11 protein-coding genes are annotated in these 18,345 nt (G+C 64.4%); 5 read left to right on the forward strand and 6 right to left on the reverse strand.

Going from position 1 to position 18,345, the window contains the following annotated elements:
* Positions 1-3 precede the first annotated feature (3 nt).
* Positions 4-1,125 carry an SRPBCC family protein gene (locus ALTER154_RS14935; RefSeq protein ID WP_160088195.1) on the reverse strand — a complete coding sequence of 374 codons (1,122 nt, stop codon included), beginning with the start codon at positions 1,123-1,125 and terminating at the stop codon, positions 4-6.
* An 82-nt stretch (positions 1,126-1,207) separates the two neighbouring features.
* On the opposite strand from ALTER154_RS14935, the gene ALTER154_RS14940 reads away from it, so the two are divergent.
* Both ALTER154_RS14940 and ALTER154_RS14945 read left to right on the forward strand, forming a co-directional pair.
* The gene (locus ALTER154_RS14940; protein ID WP_160088197.1) at positions 1,208-2,110 is read left to right on the forward strand and encodes a LysR family transcriptional regulator; all 903 of its coding nucleotides are present in this window, start codon (positions 1,208-1,210) and stop codon (positions 2,108-2,110) included.
* A 58-nt stretch (positions 2,111-2,168) separates the two neighbouring features.
* Positions 2,169-3,347: a glycosyltransferase family 1 protein gene (locus tag ALTER154_RS14945; protein WP_178126344.1), complete on the forward strand. Its 1,179-nt coding sequence runs from the start codon at positions 2,169-2,171 to the stop codon at positions 3,345-3,347.
* A gap of 22 nt (positions 3,348-3,369) precedes the next feature.
* On the opposite strand, the gene sfsA is transcribed toward ALTER154_RS14945, so the two are convergent.
* Positions 3,370-4,077 (reverse strand): DNA/RNA nuclease SfsA, encoded by a 708-nt coding sequence (gene sfsA / locus ALTER154_RS14950; RefSeq protein WP_160088199.1) that lies wholly within the window; start codon positions 4,075-4,077, stop codon positions 3,370-3,372.
* On the reverse strand, positions 4,067-5,248 hold the full coding sequence (locus tag ALTER154_RS14955; RefSeq protein WP_160088201.1) for a pyridoxal phosphate-dependent aminotransferase: 1,182 nt from the start codon (positions 5,246-5,248) through the stop codon (positions 4,067-4,069). Before ALTER154_RS14955 ends, sfsA begins: the two co-directional genes overlap by 11 nt.
* Before the next feature lie 196 nt (positions 5,249-5,444).
* Between ALTER154_RS14955 and dksA the strand changes: the two genes are divergently transcribed.
* From dksA to ALTER154_RS14970, 3 genes are all read left to right on the forward strand, one after another.
* Positions 5,445-5,888, forward strand: a complete 444-nt coding sequence (gene dksA, locus ALTER154_RS14960; RefSeq protein ID WP_090251641.1) for an RNA polymerase-binding protein DksA — start codon at positions 5,445-5,447, stop codon at positions 5,886-5,888.
* A gap of 60 nt (positions 5,889-5,948) precedes the next feature.
* The gene (gene gluQRS, locus ALTER154_RS14965; protein WP_160088203.1) at positions 5,949-6,836 is read left to right on the forward strand and encodes a tRNA glutamyl-Q(34) synthetase GluQRS; all 888 of its coding nucleotides are present in this window, start codon (positions 5,949-5,951) and stop codon (positions 6,834-6,836) included.
* 304 nt (positions 6,837-7,140) lie between these two features.
* A complete protein-coding gene (locus ALTER154_RS14970; protein ID WP_160088205.1) occupies positions 7,141-15,645 on the forward strand; it encodes a GH36-type glycosyl hydrolase domain-containing protein in 8,505 nt (2,834 codons plus the stop codon).
* On the opposite strand, the gene ALTER154_RS14975 is transcribed toward ALTER154_RS14970, so the two are convergent.
* From ALTER154_RS14975 to pgm, 3 genes are all read right to left on the reverse strand, one after another.
* Positions 15,640-16,005, reverse strand: coding sequence for a winged helix-turn-helix domain-containing protein (locus ALTER154_RS14975; protein ID WP_090251633.1), 366 nt, complete (start codon positions 16,003-16,005; stop codon positions 15,640-15,642). The genes ALTER154_RS14970 and ALTER154_RS14975 overlap by 6 nt on opposite strands.
* A 108-nt stretch (positions 16,006-16,113) precedes the next feature.
* Positions 16,114-16,272: a DUF3309 family protein gene (locus ALTER154_RS14980; RefSeq protein WP_090251631.1), complete on the reverse strand. Its 159-nt coding sequence runs from the start codon at positions 16,270-16,272 to the stop codon at positions 16,114-16,116.
* Between the two features lie 125 nt (positions 16,273-16,397).
* Positions 16,398-18,050 (reverse strand): phosphoglucomutase (alpha-D-glucose-1,6-bisphosphate-dependent), encoded by a 1,653-nt coding sequence (pgm, locus tag ALTER154_RS14985; RefSeq protein ID WP_160088207.1) that lies wholly within the window; start codon positions 18,048-18,050, stop codon positions 16,398-16,400.
* Positions 18,051-18,345: the final 295 nt, after the last annotated feature.

Here is an 18,345-nt window from a genome sequence, read left to right on the forward strand (position 1 = left end):
TAATCACCCTGCAGGCTGGCTGCGCTCAAGTACTGCGCGCAGCGCCTGCATGGAGGCCAGGGATTCGCGCTCAATGCGCCGGCTTAGAAGCAGGCGATTAGCCAAACGCATCAGCAGGCCGTCGAAGCCGTATTCCAGGGTACGCACGAACTCGCAACCGCCTTCCACTTCTATGCACTCGTAGGTCAGCAGCAACGCCAGCCCGTGATCACCACGAGCGCTGGCTTGCCAGCGGCATCCTGGCTGGTAGTCGAGCACATCCCAGCGCAAATGCCCGGCGCGACCACCGGCATGAATGTCTTCTTCAAATACCTCACCGGCGAGCAATGCCCCCACCCGGCCATAGATGCGCAGTGAGGATGGATGCCATTCGGGCCAATGCGCCGGCGCAGCGGCATAACTCAGCACCTCGTCCGCTGGGCGGGTGAGGCTAATGCGATGCTGCTGGCGGTTCTGCTGATACGTCGGCTCCGGCTCCCAGTGCAGGGTGCCGTACAGCCAGTCCATCAGCGGATGGACGATGCCGAAGTTGCGCGCATGCATCAGCTCACGGCGATGGTGCAACGCATGCAGGCGGCGCATCTGGCGAATCCACGGCAGCCGCGCGACGGGATGCTCGGCCGGAAGATGCTCGCAGGCGTGCACCACCTCGTAGCTCATATAACCCAGCAGCATGCTGCCAGCGAACAGCGCGGCGAGGTTGCCGTCGATGTGGGACAGCAACCACCAAATGCCCAGCAGCGGCAGGCTGTAAAGCACGATCAACCAAGCGGGAAAGAGGATCACCCGCCAGTCGCGCGGCGTCTCGTAGCGCATCTGACCTTCGACAAAAAAGCTGTGGTGATCGCCCGTGTGGCGCTTGTAGAACAGCTGGCCGAAGCGCGTCTTGTTGTGCCCCAGGCGCTTGTGCACCTGGTACTCGCCCCAGCTGAAGAACACCAGGCTCAGCGGCACCAGCAGCCATTGCCAAAGCGCCACCGCGTCCAGCGTGCGCCACAGCAGGACGATGCAGGTCAGGCCATAGGCCAGCACAAAGGCGGCATGCAGCCAGGGGTTGTACAGCGGGTGGATGGCATCCCGATAACGCGTGCGGAAAGCCTGGGCATTGTCATTGTTATAGGCCACGGCATAACTCCTGTGCAGATTGACAGCAGTCTAGGCGCGGCCAGATCATTCCGATAATGGATATTCAGAAAGAGCATTATTCTTGATAACGAATTTGCGTCAGCTCGACCTCAACCTGCTGCTGGTTTTCGATGCCCTGATGCAGGAAGGCAACCTGACCCGCGCCGCCGAACGCTTGCACTTGAGCCAGTCGACGGTGAGCAACGCCCTCTCCCGCCTGCGTCAGCAACTCGGCGAAGAGCTGTTTCTGCGCACGGCCCGGGGCCTAACGCCCACCGCCCGCGCCCAGGCGTTGTATCTGCCGGTACGTCAGGCTTTGCGCCTGCTGCAGACCGGCCTGGGCCCGGCCGAGCCGTTTGACCCGCAAACCCCGCACGCCTTCAGCCTGTCGCTGAATGACTACGCGCAAGCCGCACTGCTGCCCATGTTGCAGGCACACCTGGCGCGCCACGCCGCGCAGGTCGAACTGCTGGTGCAAGCCGATGATGCCGACAGCCTGGTACAACGTCTGGAAAGTGGCGCACTGGACCTGGCCATCGACTACCTGCACTTCGATTCGCCTGACCTGCACTACGCGCCGCTGCGCGAAGAACCGCTGGTGGCCATCGGCCGCGCCGGACACACGGCCTTTATCGGCGGGCTGAGCCTGGAGGATTACCAGCAGGCACGGCATATCACGGTCACGCCGCGCGCCGGACGTGGCTCGCCGCTGGAGATCGTCCTCGGCTCGGCCAGGGTGCGGCGGCAGGCGGCGTTGCATTTGCCCAACTACCTGCCGATCCCAGCCATCGTCGCCCAGACCGATCTGCTCGGCACCGTGCCCGCGCGTCTGGCCGAGGCTTTCGCCCCGATGCATGCGCTGGAAATCGCGCCGCTGCCCTTCGATATGCCGCCGGTGCAGGTCAGCCTGATCTGGCATCAGCAGCAGCACCTCGACCCGGCGCACGCCTGGCTGCGCCAACAGCTGATCGAACTGCTCGTCTGAAATACAAACGCAACCAAAGCGTCACAGTCATTACATAGCGACAGCGGACACTGCTGCCATGAGCACAGCTTCCCTGCATATCGCACTGATCAGCGAAACCTTCCCGCCGGAAATAAATGGCGTGGCCAATACCCTCGGGCGCCTGGTCGACGGCTTGCGTGGCCGTGGCCATCGTGTGCAACTGGTGCGTCCGCGGCAGAACGTCGACCCGCGCGGTGCGGCCGACCCGGATCTGCTGCTGACCCGTGGCTGGCCGCTGCCCGGTTACCCCGGTTTGCAGTGGGGTCAGTCGTCGCTGCACAAGCTGCTGCGCAGCTGGCAGCGGCAGCGCCCGGATGTGCTGTATATCGCCACCGAAGGGCCGCTCGGGTTGTCCGCCCTGCGCGCGGCGCGGCGCCTGCAGATCCCAGTAGTCAGCGGTTTTCACACCAATTTTCAGCAATACACTGGGCATTACGGCTTCGGCCTGCTAACCCGCCTGCTGACCAATTACCTGCGCTGGTTCCACAACCGCTCGCAGATGACCCTGGTGCCCAGCGTTAGCCAGCAGATTGAGCTGCAGCGGCGCGGCTTCGACAACCTGGAACTGCTCTCGCGAGGCGTCGACAGTCAGCTGTTCCACCCAGCCAAACGCTGCGCGGCCTTGCGCGAGCGCTGGGGCCTGGCGGAACAGGACATCGCCATCCTGCATGTCGGCCGCCTGGCGGCGGAAAAGAACCTGGCCCTGCTCAGCAAGAGCTTTCAGGCGCTGCAACAGGCGCACCCGCAGCGGCGGCTGAAACTGATTCTGGTCGGGGATGGCCCGCAGCGCGCCAGCCTCCAGCAGCAACTGCCCGAAGCGGTGTTCTGCGGCCTGCAGCGCGGTGAAGAGCTGGCGGCGCATTACGCCTCGGGCGATCTATTTGTGTTTCCCAGCCTCTCAGAAACCTTCGGCAATGTGGTGCTCGAAGCCCTGGCCTCCGGACTTGGCGTGGTGGCGTTTGATCAAGCGGCGGCCGCGCAACATATCCGCCACGGCCACAACGGCGCGCTTGCGGTGGCTGAGGACGAACAAGGCTTTATCGACGCCGCCAGCTGGCTGCTGACCGACCACGAGGGCCTGCGCCGAGTGCGCCTGAATGCGCGACTGCATGCCTCACGCCAGGGCTGGCCGGCGATTGTCGAGCTGTTCGAGCAGCATCTGCGCAGCGCCATGCAACCTGTGCAAGCGTTACCGGCCGGCAGAACGCAGCATTAAAGAGGAACGGAAAGCCCCGTTCCTACAACCGCACATCCAGACGCTTGATCAGCTGCACACCCTGCGCGCTGATCGCCGCGCCGTAAGCCAGCACTTCCACACCGGCGCTCACCGCCTCACGCAAGGCAGCGGCGTAGGCCGGGTCGACTTCCTCGGCCGGGCGCACCGCATCAATGTCCGTTAGGTTCACGCAATACAGCTGCACCGCGCGAATGCCCTCACGGGCCAGTGCCGCCAATTCACGCAGGTGTTTGCTGCCACGCTCGGTGCGCGCATCGGGAAAGGCGGCGACGCGGCTGTCGGCGAACCCCAGGGTGACGCTCTTAACTTCGACGAACGCCGCACCTGTCGGGTAGTCCAGACGAAAGTCGATACGGCTGCGTTCCTGACCGTAAGGCACTTCGCGCTTGAGGCTGGTAAAGCCGTTCAGCTCGGCGATCAGCCCGGCACGCAAGGCCTCTTCCACCAGGGCATTAGCGCGCCCGGTGTTGATCACCGCCAGACGGCCGTGCGGCGTTTCACCAATCTCCCAGGTGCCCGGCAGCTTGCGTTTGGGGTCGTTGCTGCGACTGAACCAGATACGCGCGCCCTCACTCATGCAGTTGAGCATCGAGCCAGTATTGGCGCAGTGGATAGTCAGCAGCTCACCGCTGGCGGTCTCGATATCAGCGAGAAAGCGCTTGTAGCGACGCAGCAGGCGCCCTTCTTCCAGTGGCGGATCAAACTGCATGGGGCTTCCAGCTGTTCAAACCACGTTTGATGCGATCCACCGCCTGCTGCAGACGCGGCAAATCCTGGGTGTAGGCAAAACGCACATGCTGCGCGGCCTGGTAGCGGCCGAAATCCAGGCCAGGGGTAAAGGCCACATGCTCGGTTTCCAGAAAGTGCTGGCAGAAGGCAAAAGCATCACCGCCGAAGGCACTGATGTCGGCATATAAATAGAAGGCGCCTTCCGGCTCCACAGCGATCTTGAAGCCCAGTTCACGCAACGCTGGCAGGAGGAAATCGCGGCGGAGCTGAAACGCGTGACGGCGTTGCTCGAGGATCTCCAGGGTCTGCGGCTGGAAACACGCCAAGGCAGCATGCTGAGCCATGCTCGGCGCACTGATATAGAGGTTCTGCGCCAGCTTCTCCAGTTCCGGCACGGCGGCCGGTGGCGCCACCAGCCAGCCGAGGCGCCAGCCAGTCATGCCGAAATACTTGGAAAAACTGTTCAGCACAAAGGCCTCGTCGTCCACTTCCAGCACGCTGGCAGCGTCTACACCGTAGGTCAGACCGTGGTAGATCTCATCCACCACCAGATGCCCGCCGCGCGCTTTCAACGCCTGAGACAGCCCGCCCAGCTCGGCGCGACTGAGCAAAGTACCGGTCGGGTTAGCTGGGGAAGCCACCAACGCGCCGACGCTATCTTGATCCCAATAACGCTCGATCAGGTCGGGCGTTAGCTGATAACGCACATCAGGGCCAACCGGAACCAGCTGCGCCGCACCTTCGACCAGGCGCAGAAAATGGCGGTTGCAGGGGTAGCCGGGGTCAGCCAGCAGCCAGTGCTTGCCGGGGTCGACCAGCAGGCTGGTGGCCAGCAGCAAGGCGCCCGAGCCGCCCGGGGTGATCAGAATGCGCTGCGGATCGATATCCAGACCGTAACGCTGGCCATAGAAACTGGAAATTGCCTCGCGCAGGGCCGGCAGGCCGCGCGCGGCGGTGTAACGGGTGTGCCCATCGGCCAGCGCCGCCTGCCCGGCGGCAACAATCGGCGCGGCGGTGGTGAAATCCGGCTCACCGATTTCCAGGTGGATCACATCATGGCCGTCGGCCTGCAGCTGATTGGCACGGGCCAGCAGCGCCATCACGTGAAAAGGTTCTATGGCGCGGCTGCGCGCACTGTAGGACTGAGCCATGGGACTGCCTTGGTCTGGATTAAGCCGCGGATTCTAAAGCATACCCAACGCAGCTTCGACAACCGGGAGTGGCGCAGGCTGAGTTGTTCTGGTAAGTTCGCCCGCTTGCAGCCGCAGGGCCAGTTCTACGCGACGTAGGATCGGCAAGGGACACCGTCCTGCGCAGTGGATTAGAGAGAGTGAGAGGCGGTCATCCATGCCCACCAAAGCAAAAGCAAAAAGCAGCCAACTGACTCGTGGTTTTGAGCCCTATAAAGAAACAAAGGGCGAGGAATACATGGGTGAGCCGATGCGCGCCCACTTCACCGGCATCCTCAACAAGTGGAAGCTGGAATTGATGCAGGAAGTTGATCGTACTGTGCACCACATGCAGGACGAAGCAGCCAACTTCCCCGATCCAGCGGACCGCGCCAGCCAGGAAGAAGAATTCAGCCTGGAACTGCGTGCCCGTGATCGCGAGCGCAAGCTGATCAAGAAGATCGACGAAACCCTGCAACTCATCGAAGACAACGACTACGGTTGGTGCGATTCCTGCGGCGTAGAAATCGGCATCCGCCGACTGGAAGCACGCCCCACCGCCACCCTTTGCATCGATTGCAAAACCCTGGCGGAAATCAAAGAAAAACAGATCGGTTCCTGATCTGACCCAGAGGGTGCTTCGGCACCCTCTGTTGTTTCTGCCTCCCTGTGTGTGCCAGACATGAACACACCTGCTTATATCGGCCGCTTCGCCCCCACCCCGAGCGGTTACCTGCACTTCGGCTCACTGGTCGCAGCCCTTGCGTCCTATCTAGACGCGCGCGCGGTAAATGGCCGCTGGCTGCTGCGTATGGAAGACCTCGACCCGCCACGCGAAGTCGCCGGCGCCCAAGAAGGCATTCTCAGCACTCTGGAAAGCTATGGCTTCGAATGGGATGGCGAACTGGTGCGCCAGAGTAATCGTCACGGCGAGTACGCTGCACTGGTCGAACGTCTGCTCAGCCAGGGCCTGGCCTACGCCTGCACCTGCTCACGCAAGCAACTGGAAGGCACTCAGGGCATCTACCCTGGCACTTGCCGCAATGCCGGCCACGGCTTTGCCGATGCGGCGATTCGCCTGCGCGTGCCGGAGCTGAGCTACCACTTTGTCGACCGCGTACAAGGCGACTACCGCCAGCACTTGGGCCGCGAGGTCGGTGACTTTGTGATTCGCCGCCGCGATGGCCTGTATGCCTACCAACTGGCCGTGGTGCTCGACGATGCCTGGCAGGGCATCACAGATATAGTGCGCGGTGCAGACCTGCTCGACTCCACCCCGCGCCAGCTGTACCTGCAGGAGCTGCTTGGCCTATCGCAGCCGCGTTATCTGCATGTGCCGCTGATCATCCAGCCCGATGGCCACAAGCTCGGCAAATCCTACCGCTCGCCACCGCTACCGGCCGATCAGGCCACTCCACTGCTGATTCGCGCCCTGCGTGCGCTTGGCCAACCGTTGCCGGACGGCGCCCCCCATGGTCAGCCTGCCGAACTGCTGCGCTGGGCCAGCCAGCACTGGGATGCATCGCTTATTCCGCGCAGCCTGACCCTCGCCGAAGCCCAACTTCGCTAAACGTCGACACATTTGTGCCTATGTCCGCTAGCGAACAGACGCCAGCCAGCAGCGTGCTGTAGGGTGACGACAATGCTGCGACAGCATTCTTCCCGATGGTGCAGGTTTACTTCGCCATCGCGGTACCCGGGTCTTGGGTGTTGACCGGACACACCAGCGTCTGCGGCCAATATGCAAAATCAGCACGGCGAAGCAACAGGGGCACGGCAATCGTGACTTCGTAGGTCCGCTGTCGCGGTTTCTCAGATGGGTCTCGCACCTCGACGCCCATCGCGCATGCCAATGATGGCTGGAACCGCGCCCTATGACCTCAGTCTTTTCTGCTCTATTCAGCCATGCCGCTGCACCCTCGCCATGGCTTGATCACGCCCCGGTACGCGAAGAGCTGTTCGGCATCGAACGCCTCGAACAACACGCCTACACCCTGGCCGCTGCCCAACCGATCAGCAGCAAGCCGCCCGCCGTGCTGTCCTTGCATCGCCGGCTGAACGATAACGCCAAGGTATTGCTTGCGGCCTACCGCGCCAGTGCTGCGGAACTGGCCAACGGCCGTGGCGTGGTACCGGCAGCCGAGTGGCTGCTGGACAACTATCACCTGGTCGAAGAGCAGATTCGCGAGATCCGCGATGACCTGCCGCCTGGCTATTACCGCCAACTGCCGAAACTCGCCAGCGGTCCCTTTGCCGGTTATCCACGGGTACTGGGCATGGCCTGGGCGTTTATCGCCCACACCGACAGCCACTTCGACCCGGACATCCTGCAGCGCTTTATCGTCGCCTATCAGCAGGTGCAACCGCTGACCATCGGCGAGCTGTGGGCCGTGGCGATTACCCTGCGCATCGTGCTGATCGAAAACCTGCGCCGCCTCGCCGATCAGATGACCGCCGGGCGCAGCGCACGGGCCGACGCCGACGCCCTGGCCAGCCGCCTGCTGGGTAAAGACGCCCCGCACGCGGCGCTCGACAGGGAACTGCACGAGCGTGCCCGCACCGCGTTAAGCGAGCCGTTTGCCGCACAACTGGCCAAGCGCCTGCGTGACCATGACCCGCTCACCACCCCGGCACTGGGCTGGTTGGAAGAGCGCCTCGGCGCGCAGGGCAGCAGCATCGATGAAGTGGTGCAGCATGCGCAGCAGCGCCAGGGCGCGTCCAACCTTACGGTACGCAACATCATCAACAGCATGCGCCTGATTTCCTCCATCGACTGGGCGCAGCTGTTCGAGAACGTCAGCCTGGTGGATGCCCGCCTGGGCGCACGCAGCGATTTTGCCGCGATGGATTTTGCCACCCGCAACCAGTACCGCAGCGCCATTGAGCAACTGGCCCGTGGCAGTCGCTGCAGCGAACTGGAAGTTGCCGAACAAGCGCTGCTGGCTACACAGCAGGCCAGTGCAACCCAGAACGCAGATCCGCGCACAAGCGACCCCGGCTACCACCTGATCGCCGAAGGCCGCCTGGCGCTGGAGCAGCGCATCGATTTTCGTCCGCCGCTGCGCCTGCGCATCAGCCGTGGCCATATCCACCTCGGCATGCCCGGCTACGTCGGCGCCATCGTTGGCCTGGCCAGCCTGCTACTGGGTCTGGCGCTGTACAGCCTGGCTAGCCAGGGCGTGACTGCCGGCTGGCTGCTGGCGCTGGGTGTGCTGGGCTTTCTGCCGGCCACTGAAGTGGCCACCGCGCTGGTCAATCGCGCGGTCAGTTCCAGCTTTGGCGCCATGGGCCTGCCGGGCCTGGAGCTGAGCGAAGGGGTGCCCAGCAGCCTGCGCACGCTGATTGCCGTACCGACCCTGCTCGGCAGCGAGGCTGATCTGCTGGAGCAGATCGAGCGCCTGGAAGTGCATCACCTGGCCGGGCATGGCGGCGACCTGACCTTCGCCCTGCTCACCGATGGCCTGGATGCCGACCAGGAGCACCTGGCCAGCAACGACGCCCTGCTGCAACTGGCCAGCGCCGCCATCGACCAGCTCAACCAGCGCTACGGGCCTGGTATCGCCGGCAGTCGCTTTCTCCTGTTGCACCGCCGGCGGCAGTTCAACCCCAGTGAAAACGTCTGGATGGGCTGGGAACGCAAGCGCGGCAAGCTGCATGAACTCAATCGCTTGCTGCGCGGTGCCAATGACACCAGCTTTACCCCGGTGCCTGGGCTAAGCCAGCGCGTGCCGGACGCGGTGCGCTACGTCATCACCCTGGACGCCGACACCCGCCTGCCCCGCGATGCAGCGCTGCGTCTGATCGGCAAGATGGCCCACCCACTGAACCAACCGCGTTTCAACACCGAGCTACAACGGGTGGTCGGCGGCTACGCGATCCTGCAACCCCGGGTGACCCCATCACTGCCGTTGCAGCGCGAAGGCTCGCTGTACCAGAAGGTGTTTTCCAGTCCCGGCGGCATGGACCCCTACGCTGCAGCCGTGTCCGATGTATATCAGGACCTGTTCGGCGAAGGCTCCTTTACCGGCAAGGGCATCTACGACATCGACGCCTTCGAGGCCGCGCTGGCCGGCCGGGTCAGGGAAAACAGCCTGCTCAGCCATGACCTGTTTGAAGGCGTCTTCGCCCGCGCAGGCCTGGCTTCGGATGTGGAAGTGGTCGAGGAATTCCCCTCACGCTACGACGTCGCCAGCAAGCGTCAGCACCGCTGGACGCGGGGCGACTGGCAGCTGCTGCCATGGATTTTCGGGCCGCTACACGGCAAACCGGCGCTGCCGAGCATCGGCCGCTGGAAGATGCTCGACAACCTGCGCCGCTCCCTGCTGGCCCCGGTCACCCTGGCGGCGCTGGGCCTGAGCTGGTTGCTGCCGTTGCCGGCAGCGCTGAGCGCCAGCCTGTTACTGATTGCCAGCCTGCTGATCCCCGCCTTGCTGCCCCTGTGCTTCGGCCTGCTGCCGGCACGTGCCGGTATCCGCTGGCGCAGCCACCTCGGCAAGCTGCGTGATGACCTGCTGTTGGCCATGCTGCAAAGCGCGCTGAACCTGACATTCCTCGCCGACCAGAGCTGGCGCATGCTCGATGCGATCAGCCGTACCCTGACGCGCCTGCTGATCACCCGGCGTAACCTGCTGGAATGGACCACCGCCGCGCAGGCGGCGATCAGCCCACGCTTGAAACTGCTGGGTTTCTACTGCGGCATGGCCGGCGGCACCACGCTCGGCCTGCTGCTGTGCGCTCTGGCCCTGTTCTGGTCACCGACCATCTGGCCGCTGGTACTGCCCTTCGCATTGCTCTGGCTCAGCGCACCGGCAATTGCCATGCTGGTCAGTCGTTCGCCACGCATGGCCAAACGCCTGCTGATCGACCCGACGCAACGCAACGAGCTACGCCTGATTGCCCGGCGTACCTGGCGCTTCTTCGAAACCTTCGTCACCCCAGCCGACAACCAGCTGCCACCGGATAACTTTCAGGAAGATCCCAAGCCGGTTATTGCCCACCGCACCTCACCCACCAATATGGGCCTGTACCTGCTCTCCGCCATCGCCGCCCGTGATTTCGGCTGGGCCGGCACCGAGCGCACCGTCACCCGCCTGCAAGCCACGCTGGCAGTCATGGCGCAGTTGCAGCGCCATCGCGGGCACTTCTTCAACTGGTACGACACCGAGGATTTGCGCCCGTTGGCGCCGGCCTATGTGTCATCAGTGGACAGCGGCAACCTGGCCGGCCACCTGCTGGTGGTGGCCAATGCCTGCGAAGAATGGCTCAAGGCGCCGGTCAGCGCGGATGCCCGCCTGGGCCTGCACGACAATCTGCAGCTGGCATGCGCCACCCTGGCCGCCCTGCCCGCTGCCGCCAGCGAACGCGGCAGGCAGCTGGATGAATTGCTGCAACAGATCAAGGCTGGATTGCATGGCAATCAGCTGCTGCCCAGCCTGCTGCCAACCCTGCTACGCCTGAGCGACAAGGCCGCCCAGCTGGCCAACGGCATCGCCCAGCTCGACGACGCTGGCCAGGCCAATGACCTGCTGTTCTGGCTGCAGGCCCTCGCCCAGGCCATCGGCGACCAGCTGCAGGATGCGCAACTGACCGACAGTCAACACATGCAGCTGCATGCCGATCTACGCAGCACCGCCGAACAGTCACGCGGCATGGCCCTGGCCATGGATTTTGCCTTCCTGCTGGAGCCGGAGCGCAAACTGCTGTCGATCGGCTTCTGCCTGGCTGACAACAGCCTGGACAGCAGCTGCTACGACCTGCTCGCCTCGGAAGCGCGCCTGGCCAGCCTGTTCGCCATCGCCAAGGGCGATGTCAGCACCCGTCACTGGTTCCGCCTGGGCCGCACCGCCACGCCACTGGGCAGCGGCTCGGCGCTGATTTCCTGGTCCGGCTCGATGTTCGAATACCTGATGCCCTCGTTGGTGATGCGCGCTCCAGCCGGCAGCCTGCTGGAGCAGACCAACCGCCTAGTAGTCGCGCGCCAGGCCGCCTATGGCAATGATTTGGGCATCCCCTGGGGGATTTCCGAATCGGCCTACAACGCCCGCGACATGGAGCAGACCTACCAGTATTCCAACTTCGGCGTACCGGGCCTGGGCCTCAAGCGCGGCTTGTCCGCCAACCGGGTGATTGCCCCCTACGCCACCGGCCTGGCCACCATGGTCGACCCGCAAGGCGCCCTGGCTAACTACCGCCGCCTGAATGAGATGGGCGCCCTGGGCCGTTATGGTTTCTATGAAGCGCTGGATTTCACCCGCACCCGCCTGCCGGATGAGCAGCCCTTCGCCATCGTGCGCAACTTTATGGCCCACCACCAGGGCATGAGCATCGTCGCCATTGCCAACACCCTGCATGACGGCCAGATGCGTGCGCGCTTTCACCGTGAACCCATGATCCAGGCCTGCGAGCTGCTGTTGCAGGAACGCATGCCGCGCAATGTCGCCGTCGCCCACCCGCGCGCCGAAGAGGTCAGCGCCTGCGCCGCAGAAGCCGACTGCACGCTGCACAACGAACGCCGCTTGAACCACTTCAACGGCAACCCGCCGGTCACCCACCTGCTCAGCAACGGCCGTTACAGCGTGATGCTCACCACCAGTGGCGCCGGTTACAGCCGCTGGCGCGACATCGCCGTCACCCGCTGGCAGGAAGACAGCACCCGCGACCAGCACGGCTCATTCATCTTCCTCTGGGACACCCGCAACGGCACGCACTGGTCCCTGGGCGCGCAGCCGAGCAGCGGCAACCCTTATGACGAAGTGGTGTTCGCCGAGGACTACGCCAGCTACAGCCGCCACGACGGCAACCTCACCACCAGCTTAGAAGTGTTGGTCTCCGGCGAGGACGACGGTGAGGTACGCCGCGTCTCGCTGACCAACAGCGGCCGCGTGGCGCGGGAAATCGAACTGACCTCCTACGCCGAACTGGTACTGGCCAGCGCCGCCAGCGACAACGCCCACCCAGCGTTCTCCAAGCTGTTTGTGGTCACCGAGTACCTGCCAGCCTTCGGTGCGTTGATTGCCACACGCCGGCCGCGCAGTGCCAGCGAACCGTCGCTGTGGGCCGCGCACTTTGCCGTGATTGAAGGTGAAGTGAGTGCCGAGCCGCAGTACGAGTCCGACCGCGCGAAGTTTCTCGGACGCAGTTGTGCGCTGCATGCCGCCGCGGTAATCCGCCAGGGCCAGCGCCTATCGAATACCGTCGGCACGGTGCTGGACCCGATCTTCTCGCTGCGCCAGCGTCTGCTGATCGAGCCCGGCAAGATTGCCCGTGTAGCGTTCTGGACGGTGGTGGCGCCTACCCGTGAGGCGCTGCTTGATTTGATCGACAAGCACCACGACCGCAGCGCCTTCGAGCGCGCGAAAACCCTGGCCTGGACCCAGGTCCAGGTGCAATTGCGCCACCTCGACATGCTCGCCGCCGAAGCCGCCGACTTTCAACGCCTGGCGGCACCGATCCTGTATGCCGACTCACGTTTTCGCGCACCGCCGGCCAGCCTGCTGCGCGGCCTCGGCAGCCAGTCCGGGCTGTGGTCCCAAGGGATTTCCGGCGATCTGCCGATCGTTCTGCTGCGCATCAGTGACGCCGAAGACATTGCCCAGGTGCGGCAACTGCTGCGCGCCCACGAATACTGGCGGATGAAGCGCTTGGCCGTGGACCTGGTGATCGTCAACGAGCATGCCTCCTCCTACCTGCAGGACCTGCAGGTGGCCATTGAAACTGCCGTGCGCAGCAGCCAATCACGCCCACGCTTTACCGCCGAACTGGCACAGGGCGCGGTATTCGTGCTGCGAGCTGACCTGCTCAGCGGTGAATACCGCGAACGCCTGCAGGCCGTCGCCAGGGTGCTGCTGGTGGCGCATCGCGGACCCATTGCCGAACAACTGGCACGTATCCCGGCCTGCCCCAGCCCCGTCCCGGCAAGCGCCAGCAACCACAGCGCGCAACCCCTGCCGGTATTCCACGCAGCGCCGCCAAGCCCGCTGGAATGTGCCAATGGCCTGGGTGGCTTCGATCTGGATGGCCGCGAGTACGTGGTACGCCTGGACGCCTGGAGCAACACCCCGGCACCGTGGATCAACGTGATCGCCAATCCGCAGTTCGGCTTTCAGGTCTCGGCCGAAGGCAGCGGCTACACCTGGGCCGACAACAGCCGGGAAAACCAGCTCACGCCCTGGTCCAACGACCCCGTCAGCGACCCGCCAGGCGAAGCCCTGTATATCCGTGACGAGGACAGCCTGGCGCTATTCAGCCCCACCGCCCAACCGCTGCGCGACAGCGGCCACTATGAAGCGCGGCATGGCTTTGGTTACAGCCGCTTCAGCCATCAGGCCAGCGGCATTGCCATGGAGCTGCTGCAGTTCGTACCGCTGGACGACCCGATCAAAATCTCCCGATTGACCCTGCGCAACCTCTCCGGCCGGCCACGCCGCCTCAGCGTGACCGCCTATGCCGAATGGGTGCTGGGCAGCACGCGGGCAGCCAGCGCGCCGTTTATCGTCAGTCAGCAGGACAGCGCCACCGGTGCCGTTCTGGTCCGCAACCCGTGGAGCATCGCCTTTACCGGGCGCAGCGCATTCAGCGACCTGGGCGGCCGGCAAAGCAGCTGGACGGCGGATCGCAGCGAGTTTATCGGGCGTAACGGCAACCTCACGCAACCCGCCGCCCTCGCCCGCCTTGCCCCACTGAGCGGCAGCCTGGGTGCGGGGCTCGATCCCTGCACCGCGCTGCAATGTCAGCTGGAACTGCAACCCGGGGAAAGCGTGGAAGTGCTCTGGCTGCTGGGCCAATGCGCCAGCGAGCAGCAGGCCAGCGCGTTGATTGCGCAATACCGCGAGGCCGATCTGGACGCCGTGCTACTCAAGGTGCAAGCGCACTGGCAGCGCGTACTCGGCGCGGTACAGGTGCAGACGCCAAGCCGCGCCATGGACATCATGCTCAACGGCTGGCTGCTCTATCAGACCCTGGCCTGCCGCGTTTGGGCGCGCTCGGCGTTCTATCAGGCCAGCGGCGCCTACGGCTTCCGTGACCAGTTGCAAGACGGTATGGCGCTGACCTTTGCCAGCCCATCGATCACCCGCGGGCATATCCTGCGCGCCGCCAGCCGCCAGTTTATCGAAGGCGATGTGCAGCACTGGTGGCTGCCGCATTCCGGCCAGGGCGTGCGCACGCGCATCTCCGATGACCGGGTGTGGCTGGCCTACGCCACTGCGCAGTACATCCAGTGCAGCGGCGATGCGGCAATTCTCGATGAGCAGTTGGACTTTCTCGAAGGCCCACTGCTGACCGCTGGCGAACATGATGCGTTCTTCCAGCCGATGCAGGCCGATGCGCCGGCTTCGCTGTTCGAGCACTGCGCCCGCGGCCTCGACCAGTGCCTGCAACTGACCGGCGAACTGGGTCTGCCACTGATTGGCGGCGGCGACTGGAACGACGGCATGAACCGCGTCGGCGAGCACGGCAAGGGCGAAAGTGTCTGGCTCGGCTGGTTACTACTGCGCACCATTGCGCTGTTCACCCCCTACGCCGAGGCGTATGACAGCGCCCGCGTAGCACGCTGGCGCGCGCATGCTGAGCAGCTGCGCCTGGCGCTGGAAACCTATGCTTGGGATGGCCAGTGGTACCGCCGCGCGACCTTCGATGACGGCACCTGGCTCGGCTCGGTGCAAAGCAGCGAATGCCGGATCGACTCGATTGCCCAGTCCTGGGCGGTGCTGTCCGCCAGCGCTGATCCGCTGCGGGCGAACATGGCCATGGCTGCCATGCAACGCCAGCTGATCTGCGAGGACGACGGCATTGCCCTGCTGTTCACCCCGCCGTTCGACAAAACCCCGCTGGAGCCCGGCTATATCAAAGGTTATCCGCCGGGCTTGCGGGAGAACGGCGGGCAATACAGCCATGCGGCGATGTGGGCGATTCTGGCGTACTGCCAGCTCGGCTCGGCCAAGCAGGCGTTCGACCTGTTTGATCTGGTCAACCCGATCAACCACGGCAACAGCCCTGAGGCCTGCCAGCGCTACAAGGTCGAGCCTTATGTACTGGCCGCCGATGTGTACGCAGTGGCGCCGCACAATGGGCGCGGCGGTTGGACCTGGTACACAGGCGCAGCCGGCTGGATGCACCGCGCCGGCGTAGAAGGAATTCTCGGCATTCGCCGCGAGGGTGACTGGCTGTTGCTCAACCCCTGCATCCCTCCCGACTGGCCGGGCTTTAGCGCACGTATCGCCCTGGCTGGCAGCCACTACCAGATTGAGCTGAGCAACCCGGCGCAACGCAGCCAGGGCATTCGCCAAGCTTGGCTGGACGACCAGCCCATCACTTGCCCGCAAGGGCCATTAAAAGTCGCCTTGGATGGCGCGGCGCATCGCTTGCGGATTGAGTTATAGGTCGCTGTTAGTGGGCGGCTCGGCCAGCAGTTCGGCCAGCTCGTCGCAACCACTCTGCACCGCTGCCAGGGCGGCGGCGCAGAGGGCGCGGTAGCGCTGCAGGATCAGCTCACCGGTGGCGGTGAGCTGGGTGCCACCACCCTGCTTGCCGCCGGCCAGGGTGCTGACCAGCGGCTGTTTGAAACTGCGGTTCATGGTTTCCACCAACAACCAGGCGCGCCGATAGGACATGCCCATGGCGCGCGCGGCGGCGCTGATCGAACCGTGCTGGGCGATGGCAGCCAACAGCTCGGCCTTGCCGGGGCCAATGGCAATATCAGAACCGTTATGCAGGCGGATTTTCAGATCAAGACGGTACATGCGGCGACCACAGCGGGGGATACGCTGCGCAGACTAACGCCTGAATCACTCAGGCGAAAGCGGCAAACCACTTGCTGCGCAACGGCCGTGGGACATGTCAGGTAGCGGTTAAATTCGGCCCATTAACAGCAGCACCAACAGCACCACCACCACGACGCCCAAACCGCCCGTAGGCCCGTAACCCCAGCTTCTGCTGTGTGGCCAGGCCGGTATAGCACCGATCAATAACAGCACCAGCACGATCAATAGAATGGTACCCAGGCTCATGGCGTTCTCCTTGATGAGTTGCAGCACGCCGGAACAACAGGTGCCGGCACGGCACCCAAGCGCTGCTTCATCCTGTACGCCACAGCGGCAGGTGTCGGTGCGCTATCGCACCGACGGCGGCCCTGCTATTCGGCGACCAGTGCCCCATCCACGATCTGCTGCGCCTCGCTGAAGATGCGCTGCAGGTGCGCGGCATCGCGGAAGCTCTCGGCGTAGATCTTGTAGATGTCTTCGGTGCCCGACGGCCGCGCGGCGAACCAGCCGCCCTCGCTGATCACCTTGATGCCGCCAATCGCCGCGCCATTGCCCGGCGCCTTGTCGAGCACCTGGGTAATGGCATCACCGGCTAGCTCGCGGCTGCTGATCTGTGCGGGCGAGAGTTTGCCAAAGGCTTTTTTCTGCGCAGGGGTGGCCGGCGCATCAACCCGGTCGGCATAAATCGCGCCGAACTCATCGCTCAGCCCCTGGTACAGCTCGCCAGGGTCACGCCCGGTTACTGCGGTCATCTCAGCAGCCAGCAGCGCTAGGGCGATGCCGTCCTTGTCGGTGGTCCAGACCCGGCCATCACGGCGCAGGAAGGTCGCCCCGGCGCTCTCCTCACCGCCAAAGCCCAGGGAGCCGTCGAACAGACCGCCGGCAAACCATTTGAAGCCCACCGGAACTTCCTGCATCGGCCGGCCCAAGCGCGCAGCGACGCGGTCAATCATCGCGCTACTCACCAGAGTTTTGCCCACCGCTGCTGTGGCGCTCCATTGCGGGCGATGCTGGAACAGGTAATCGATGGCCACACTGAGGAAGTGGTTGGCCGGCAACAGGCCGACGCTCGGCGCAACGATGCCGTGGCGGTCGTAGTCGGTGTCGCAAGCAAAGGCGATGTCGTAGCCGTTCTTCAGGCCGATCAGGCGTTGCATGGCATGGCTGGAGGACGGATCCATGCGGATCTGCCCGTCCCAGTCCAGGCTCATAAAGGCGAACTGCGGATCGATGATCTCGCTCACCACGTCCAGATTGAGGCCGTACTGCTCGGCGATGCGGCCCCAGTAATGCACGCCGGCGCCGCCCAACGGGTCGACACCCAGGCGCAGGCCCGCCGCGCGGATCGGGGCGAAGTCGATGACGTTGCCCAGGTCATTCACATAGCTGGCGAGGTAATCGTATTCCTGCACATTGGCCGCCTGCCGCGCCTGCGCCAGGGGCATGCGCTTGACCTCGCGCAGGCCGCCTTCAAGCAACGCATTGGCGCGGTTCTGCACCCAAGTGGTGATATCGCTGTCAGCCGGGCCGCCGTTGGTGGGGTTGTACTTGAAACCGCCGCTGTCCGGCGGGTTGTGCGAGGGGGTGATGACGATGCCATCGGCCAGGCCCGAGCTGCGGCCCTGGTTGTGCACCAGGATGGCCTGGCTGATCGCCGGCGTCGGGGTGAACTCGCCGCCGGCAGAGATCATGGTCTGCACGCCATTGGCCGCCAGCACTTCAATCGCGCTGTCCAGCGCCGGCTGCGACAGCGCATGGGTATCTGCGCCGATAAACAGCGGACCGCTGATGCCCTGGGCCGCCCGGTAATCACAGATCGCCTGGCTGATCGCCAGCACATGGGCCTCGTTGAAGCTGTAAGCCAGGGAGCTGCCGCGATGCCCGGAGGTGCCGAATGCCACGCGCTGGCTGGCCACGCTCAGGTCTGGCTGCAGATCGTAATAGGCCGCCAGCAGCGCAGAGATATCGGTCAACAGGGACGCAGGTGCCGGCTGACCGGCCAAAGGGTGAATACGCGGGCTCACAACAGGCTCCAAAAATGATCGGACGGTGAAAAGTGCGCCAGTCTAGCAGCCCGACCGGGTAATCCCGAGAGGCTTTATCCCGAAGCGCGCTAGGTGCGATAGCGCACTGACAAGCCCCCTGCAAGCAGCGTATCTAATACTCAGCCCCCGTATTTGCGCCCGCATGGGATTTGCTCAGAGGTGACCATGGACAGACCAGCCCAGCGCCAACCCGCCCCCACACCCGAACGGCTTGGCCCGCTGATTGGCCATGCTGCGCATCCTGAGCGAAAGCCCGCTTAGCGGGCAGTAAACC

The organism is Pseudomonas sp. 9AZ (genome assembly GCF_902506525.1).
GTDB lineage: Bacteria > Pseudomonadota > Gammaproteobacteria > Pseudomonadales > Pseudomonadaceae > Aquipseudomonas > Aquipseudomonas peli.